We start from the raw sequence: 7608 nt of genomic DNA, 5'->3' as shown, positions 1-7608 counted from the left end.
GCTGAAGCCTTGAGCTTGACTGAGTTGAATGATGGCGCGCTCTTCGACGCTGAGTTCGGAATAGGACATAGGGGCAGCACCGTACCGGAAAGGTCAGGTGTTGCACTCAGTTTTCGCGGCCGCCGTATTTAACTCTCACGGATGTATTCAGGTTCTCAATGACGAATCGTCTCTCGATAGGGATACGCAGCGTCTTTCCGGCCTGGTCGGCACTCAACTCCACGGATTCTGACGTGCTGGAGAGTTCACCGTCCCAATCTAACTTGATAATGTCACCTCCCAAGCTGTCAGTGAGTGCAAGAGTGACCTCTACATGGGTTCCAATATCATTCGGGTCCAGATAGTTTCCCGTGGTGTGCGCAACCTGCGGAAGCGGCAATGTCCTTGCAGGCTCGCCAACTTGAAGTTGCAAACGTTGCGACTGACGCTCGGGCTTTAGGTCGATACGCTCGTAATACACTTCGACAGGCAACGTGTTGAAACGTCTGACTTGCTCGTTCGGCACGGTAAACGAAACCACTCGGTCAACCGGAAAAGGATCTAGATAAAACTCTTCTGTAAAGTTAACCGAATGGGCTGCCCACACAATGCGCAGTTTGGTTGCGGTGGTCCAGCCATCCTGTACGTTGAACTTCATCGTGGCAATGGACGTTGGCTCCAGCTCTCCACCGGGGGCTTCGACAATGCGCGGTGCAGGCCATTCGGGGACGTTACCTGTAACCGTGACACGCACTTTTCTCGATGGCAGCCATTTGTCGTCCCGGTGCTTGTAAAGGCTGTAGTACATGATCACCGTACCCATCGCGACGGCACGCACCCATTCATTCGGGATGTCGAACTCTTCGATAACATTGGTCAGTACGACAGATCTTTCCTCCGAGTGGAAAAAGGGCACATTTTGAACATCGCGCCCCTCCCACTCAAACGCGATTGTATCGCCCCGCTCAAAAAAATCGTTATCGACAAACACCTGGACTGTCTGGTCTGCGGCTCCCAACTCGTCAAGGTTCACGTCCTCCCCGGCCTGCTCCAGGAAGGGTGGGCGCGGGCGTAACAAGCCGAGGTTGACCTCGACGCGCTTCTTCTGCGACCAATTCGAGGCTGAATTGGGATCAGCAGGGTAGTTACCGGCCACATCCCTGATCTGCATGGCCACCGGCATGTTCACGTAGTGGGGGTTTTCGAGGATATCCTCAAGGGATATCGTCATCTCAAATTCACGCCCCACTTCGCTGGCCGCCACCACTTTTTCGACAATCTTTGAGCCCCAGGCAATACGGCAGGTATCCCACTCAGCCATATATTCCCAGGGCTGAATTTCAAGTGTCACACCGCGTTCCGCCCTGGCCATGTCTACGTGGCTACCGGCTTCCAGGTCGGGCGGCAGATAAAATACCAGGCCTCGATGACCGCTTTCAGAGTGCTGGTCGGGATCGCCAGGGCGGTTGCGTTTTACCCTGAGCCTCAGCGGCTTGGTTTTGGAGGTGTTGCCGCTGGGGCGCCTGATAAGGCAATAGACTTCGGCCCATTCCGGCAGGATCTGTTCCTTATCCACCATCAAGCTGAAAAACCGATTGCCCTGGTTCTCCGGTTGGATGATGAGATAGTCCACGGGCGCATGAGGGTTGTTCCAGATCAGGTAGATCTCGGTGTCCAATACCTGATCGGGAAACCCCAGGAGCAGCACCTCCAGATCATGTTCGACGTGTCGCGCGCCGAGGGCGCCGTCGGACTCGGTATCCCCTTCGACGGGAGGCGTTATACCGCTGATCAAGACTGGGCCCAGATCGTAGTCTTCGAGGGGGGTGACTGTCTCTTTTATCGTTTTGCCGGTCATTGCTCTATCTCCAGGGCAAGGTTTTCGGGAGGGCTGCAGTTTTTACTTAACTACCGGCGCCCCAATCTGCACTGGCTGACGTATCGATTCGTTCAGGTCCCTGCTGCTGGCCAGAATGTTTGCGGATTCATAAACGTAGTAAAGGTCCGGCGTCGTGCGATTGAATTTCAACAGCGCGTCATACGGAATCAGGCGTCTGATCGCCACGCCCTCGGGCACCTGGCCGACCGTGAAGGGGTCATCGTAAATGATAAGGTCGTGGCTGCCCGGCACCTCATAACGCATGATCAACATAAGCTTGTCGGTGGGTTGGCGCCAGGCGTACCACGGGATCTCCGCGGCGGCGCCATTGACGGGAATTGGGTTGACCACATGAGAGGGGTAGCGCAAAAAAGTCGGCGGCTGTAGCCGGACAAGGGCATCCTGCACAGCAGCAGAGGCAAACTTCGAGTAACCCACCTTGTCGAGCCCCTTGAGCAAGATAAAGCTGACCTCGATCTTGCCGCCGGCGCAGGCTCGCACCTTGTCATTAGGTATATGGAAGTCATGGGGCCTGCCAGCCGCTGTAATCGAAACGTATTCCTCGTGCAGCACCACGCCCCCCAACTTAGGGTAACCCCGGTAAGTGGCAAAATACGTGTGCCCTACAGGCCCATCAAACGGGTAGGTGAAAAGCTGCATATGCAGGTCCTCACCGGCGAGTGATTCAAGATCGATGACACCGGGGAACTGCTGTTGCACGAAGATAGGTGCTTCCAAATTCGCGGTACCAATATCCACCAGCACCGGGATATTTCTTGAGCGGGGAGTGGATACGTTGCGCACTGCGTCAACGACTTGAAAATTCACTAAACGGTTAGTGCCGTTTCCGACGGCGACAATGTGATCGCGGTTGAGTTTTATCTCGGTCGGCAGGCCTACCCCCGGCACTTGCTGACGCGGCGGAAAATAGTTGCCGAATTGGGCCTCAATCACATCCAACTCATGCATGTTCGGGTAAGGATCACAGGTAATAGTGACACCTCGACCGGCCTGTATTTCTCGGATCTCTAAGTCAGACAGCGTGAAGTTGAGTGCAGAATGACCTGGTTCGATCTCATCCATGTCGCGGCCCGCCGGCATGCTTCTCTTGACCATTAATGTCAGCGGATAGGAGGCATCATTATCCGGTCCGCCCTCATACAGCACCTTGTACTGCAGTATCACATCGCCCTCGGGCAGGTCGTTGTCCGAGATAGCGAATGAAAAACTGTTTCGCTGTTCTTCTCCAGGCAACAGGGTTTTCTCGGCAAGGACCTTCACCCCTCCGGCGATGGACAGCACTTGGATCGTATCCTTGGGCTTGGCCGACCAGTTTTTATCCACTGCAACGGTCAATCCTTTGGCCAACAACCACTGCGGGATACCGCCGTCATAGCCTTTAAACGCTGGGGACATCCCTGGAACCCGCGGGGTGTCAAGAAACTTGGGTTTTATCGGCGACACCTTTTTGCTGTCAGTGGTAGCCGGCTTGCTGTTTTTACTAGGCATGGCGTTCTCCGGGTAGGACGTAGGCGAGCATTACAGGATGCTGTTCCTGAGCGTGTAGATATCAAACACCTGTGAATAAGAACTTGGCTACTGTCAAAACTGACAGGTTTAGACGAACGGTCGTGCTCAAGTACATCAGTCAAGAACCGGACAGTATCTGCACGCGCCGTCGCACTGACTCGTTCAGGTCAGTGGACCGCGCTTTGACGGAAGGTGATTCGGAAGTGGACTCGTACACGAAGTAAAGGTCTGGGGCGTAGCCTGCGAATTGTTCGATGTCTGCGCCTCTGATGACCCACTGAATCGGCTGACCATCGCCCCAAAATGACCCCACCGGTTTCGTCACGCTATACAAGATGATTTCATTGAGTGACTTCACAAAGCGCAGGATCAACGTCAGCCTGTCGTGGGAGGTGCGCCAGGCATACCAGGGGAGCGTCACCACGAGTTCTGTTTCGATGTGAACGATATCTTCAGGGTATTTTTCGAAGTAGGGCGCCTCCAGCCGTACCACCGTCCCCAACACTTCAGCGAAGGTTTTCTTCGATGTTTGATTGACCAGGTCGTCTGCCCGAATCAATTCGTAGCTCAATTCCACCCGTCCTCCAGCGGCAGCACGGACCTTGCTGTAAGGCACCTCGTGATACGTCACGGTACCGGCCCTGCTGATGGTGACTATGCGCCGATGCACCACCTCGCCGCCCAAAGGCGGGTAGGCTTTGAAGGTGATGACATACCAGTCGCCAGCCCTGCCGACGCGTGCCGGGGTATACATACCGACGGTCAGGTTGCCACCGGCGAGTTTTTCAATGTCGATATACCCCAGCGGGTCGTCAGACTGGATGAAAGGGCCGTCCCATTGCGCACTGGTAAGCTCTACACGCACTTGCCGGTATCCGGACCTGAGGGCCGACGCATTGCCGACAAGGTCTACGACGTAGAAACCGGTTAGCAGGTTCTCACTATCGCCGGCGCTGGCAATCTGGGCGTAATTGATGACGATCAGCGTCGGCTGGCCCACACCCGCGACCTTTTGCACGATGGTCAGGCCGCCCCATTGGAAGTGGATGCGGTCTTCAGCATGCATATTCGGGTAAGGCTCAATGATGGCATTGACGCCTTTTGTGGCATCGGGTGGGAATACCGTGAGAGTCGAGAGCGTGAACGCCAGTTCCGAGTGGCCCGGTTCGATCGGTTCAATATCTTCACCGGCGGGCAGTTGTGTTTTGATCAGCACACTCAGCGGATAAGAGACCTCGTAGTCGTCCTGGCTCCCTTTGTAATTCACCACGTATCCCAGGCGCATCTCTCCGTCGGGAAGCTTTTCTGCAGGAATGGAAAAGAAATAACTGTTGTGATGCTCTTCTCCAGGAGCTACCTGCTTGATGGCCAGCAACGTCATGTCAGGCATCGAGACGATACTGACGATATCGTCGATGCTGGCAACCCAAGTGTTGTCCACTCTGACGCTCAGGCCTGCCGCGATTAACCAGGCCGGAATGCCCCCGTCGTAGCCGTCGACTTGGTTTGTGAGGCCCGGAATCAACAAGCGCGGAAGCTGCCTCGGTTGGTCCGGCGAGGAGATCTTGGCGCTTTCGTTGCTCATTTTCGTTCTCCTGAGCGAGTCGTTAGGTCGGCGCATCGCGGCTTAACCACCTATGCCTTGGCGTTATCAAACACTCGTGATTCAGCGCTGGCTACTGTCAAAGTTCACAGGTTACGACGAGTGGTGTTGCGGAATTTTTTTCCATTGCGTTGTCATTACGCAGATAGGCGGCCGTCTGTCGCTACCTGTGAATTCTGACAGTAGCCAGGGCAGTGCATTCAGGTGTCTGATTTACCCAACTGATGCCCATGTCGATGGGGCTGCGTGAAATCGAGGAGGCAACATGGCCAGGCATCTTTATCGCCGTCCTTCCCTAACTCCCAACCTGCCAGTGGTGGACATCCCGCTGGTGCACCCGCCCATCGAGGGCGATATCGAGAACGCTGATGGCGGCATCGGCGTGTCGCATACCATGCGGCCCTTGGTGGTGCATATCGACAGGCCAGATGGGACACCCGAAGGAACGTTGTTCGAGTTGTACTGGGGGCCCGGTAGTCCGGTTGCCTTCAACCTGATTCGCGAAGGCGATGAGCACTTGACCCGCATCCCCTTCACTGTGCCGTTCGACAGTATTCGCGAGCCCTGGGCTGACCCGGTGCAGGTGCTGGTTATTTGCGGCAGTGACGATAATTCCCAGACCGCTCCATTGCGTCTACGCGTCAACCTGCAACATCCCGGCGGAGAAGACCTCAACCCGGCACCCGGTAATCAGAACCTGATGTTGGAATTACCGGAGGATGTAAGGCTTGAGGGGGTCAATGATGAGCGGGCCAAGCTCGGCGTGGAGATAATCTGCAGGCACTGGTCGAACATGGCTGCCTATGACCTGCTCATCGTCGTCTGGGGGTCGGCTCGCATCGAGCGGTTGATCCAGCCGGATGAAGTCGGCCGGGACATTGTTTGCTTTGTGGGCTATGAAGCCATCCAGGATGCCGGGGACAGTGAGTTGCTGCCGGTCGCGTTTCAAGTTCAAGGCCCCACCGGAAATATGCCCGATCCATGGGCGCTCTGGTCGACAACTGCGTTGGTTTCGGTGTACCTGGAAACCGATCGCCTGGGCGCGGCCTGGGTCCAGTTTCCTGAGACTGATCGAGAAATTGATCTGGAAGTATTAGGCACTCGGGACGTTGAAGTCGGTCTGGCAGTTTCAGCGGCGGATGCAAGGGCCTACAGTCAGATTTTCTTTTACTGGAATGGGAAGAGTCACCAAGGGGGCTCGGTTTCCCATTTTGAAGATCGGCCCCTGGCAGGTGGGAAGGGTTATACCTTCAAGATCGAAAACCACTTGGTGCATGCAATCGCCCAAGGCAGCGCGGTGGTGTATTACGAGTTGACGGGTGCCAGCGCCGGCGTGCCCGACAAACGCTCACACAATCTCTACCTCTCGGTTATCGGGGAGATAGTCAGATGGCCTGCGCCGACAGTGGACCAGGCCTTGGGTGGCGTTCTCAAGCCGGACTTGCCGCTGATTACCATCCGCTTCCCGGCGCAAACCAGTTGGGCCAGCTCCGACAGGCTGCAAGTGATCATCTTGGCCGCCGACGCCGAGGGTACGGTCGACTATATTGCCGGCCGAGCCGTCGGCGAGATATCCCCTGGCGAGGAAATGACTTTTGATGTATCCGGCACCGAGCTCGCACGCTTTGATGGGCGCCAGATCGAAGTGCTTTATAGCGTTACTCGAGGAAGCGAGCAGCCTCAGGAGTCTCTGCGCCAGGTGTATCAAGTGGGGGAGCCTACACGGGACATGCCGGCGCCCGAGGTGGAAAAGGCTCAAGGCAATCAATTGGATCCGGACGACGTCGTCAACGGGGCCAACGTCAAGGCGCCCTTCAGCGAGACCCAGGCCGGGGATGGGTTGACGCTGTATTGGTATAGCCGCGTTTCCGCGCCGCCTATTCCATTCAACGTAGAGACGGATGGGCAAGTCGCTGTCTTCCCGGTGCCGTACAAATATATCGGGCCCAACGAAGATGAATGGGTTTCGGCTTTTTATACCTTGGAGCGCGACGGCAAGAAGCGTTACTCAGCAATCACTGACCTGCTGATCAGTCGTGGCTTGATGGATTTGCCGGTACCGGCGTTGCGCCACGCCAGTATCACCGGCCCGGAAACGGCCACGTTGGCACCCATGAATGTGTTGCAAGGCAGCAAGCTGGTGGTCAGCTATACCGGCATGGCCGATACTGATTTCATTCAACCCAAAATGGTCGGTACAGCGGGTATCGGTTCGCCAGCAATACCCGGAAAACCGGGGAACGCGGCGGCGGGCAGCGTGGAGTTTGATATTGCCTCTTTGGCTTTTGCGGCGAATGTCGGCAACGCTGACAGAACCTTCACGCTTGAATATGTCGTCACACGGAATGATGTGGGTTGGCCGTCGAAGGTGTTAAGGGTAACGGTAACGCCGATACCCCAGGCTGAGTTGGCCAAAACCGTGCTCAAGATCAATCAGGCTAACGCGGCGACTCAAGTACTGGACTTGACTACGTTTACCGGCAATGCCACAGGTGGCGGTTGCAGAAGCTGAGTGCAACACGGTTATTGATTTGAAGCTGGAGCATGATGCCGCATAGCCATGGCTTCCTGCATCACCTCGCCCATGACTTCGATCGGGCACTTGAAATCGAAGCGT

Annotated in this window: 4 protein-coding genes; 1 reads left to right on the top strand and 3 read right to left on the bottom strand. The window is 55.9% G+C overall.

What is annotated here, in order from left to right; all coding sequences use genetic code 11:
• Nucleotides 1-106 precede the first annotated feature (106 nt).
• The 3 genes from JJD66_RS27595 to JJD66_RS27585 all read right to left on the bottom strand — a co-directional run bounded on the left by JJD66_RS27595 (nucleotide 107) and on the right by JJD66_RS27585 (nucleotide 4973).
• A complete protein-coding gene (locus JJD66_RS27595) occupies nucleotides 107-1837 on the bottom strand; it encodes a hypothetical protein (protein WP_200649494.1) in 1731 nt (576 codons plus the stop codon).
• A gap of 42 nt (nucleotides 1838-1879) precedes the next feature.
• Complete coding sequence (locus JJD66_RS27590) at nucleotides 1880-3367, bottom strand: hypothetical protein (RefSeq protein WP_200649493.1); 1488 nt, start codon at nucleotides 3365-3367, stop codon at nucleotides 1880-1882.
• Between the two features lie 139 nt (nucleotides 3368-3506).
• Entirely contained in the window at nucleotides 3507-4973 is a 1467-nt protein-coding gene (locus JJD66_RS27585) for a hypothetical protein (RefSeq protein ID WP_200649492.1), read from the bottom strand.
• Between the two features lie 283 nt (nucleotides 4974-5256).
• On the opposite strand from JJD66_RS27585, the gene JJD66_RS27580 reads away from it, so the two are divergent.
• On the top strand, nucleotides 5257-7503 hold the full coding sequence (locus tag JJD66_RS27580) for a hypothetical protein (protein ID WP_200649491.1): 2247 nt from the start codon (nucleotides 5257-5259) through the stop codon (nucleotides 7501-7503).
• Nucleotides 7504-7608 lie beyond the last annotated feature (105 nt).

It is taken from the genome of Pseudomonas sp. MF6751 (genome assembly GCF_016613265.1).
Classification (GTDB): Bacteria; Pseudomonadota; Gammaproteobacteria; order Pseudomonadales; family Pseudomonadaceae; genus Aquipseudomonas; species Aquipseudomonas fluorescens_BV.
This window is presented reverse-complemented; position numbering and strand designations above follow the sequence as displayed.

Excerpts from the sequence above, each read along its gene's own strand:
- JJD66_RS27595 (WP_200649494.1), bottom strand. The coding sequence starts at position 1,837 with ATGACCGGCAAAACGATAAAAGAGACAGTCACCCCCCTCGAAGACTAC.
- JJD66_RS27580 (WP_200649491.1), top strand. The coding sequence starts at position 5,257 with ATGGCCAGGCATCTTTATCGCCGTCCTTCCCTAACTCCCAACCTGCCA.
- JJD66_RS27590 (WP_200649493.1), bottom strand. The coding sequence starts at position 3,367 with ATGCCTAGTAAAAACAGCAAGCCGGCTACCACTGACAGCAAAAAGGTG.
- JJD66_RS27585 (WP_200649492.1), bottom strand. The coding sequence starts at position 4,973 with ATGAGCAACGAAAGCGCCAAGATCTCCTCGCCGGACCAACCGAGGCAG.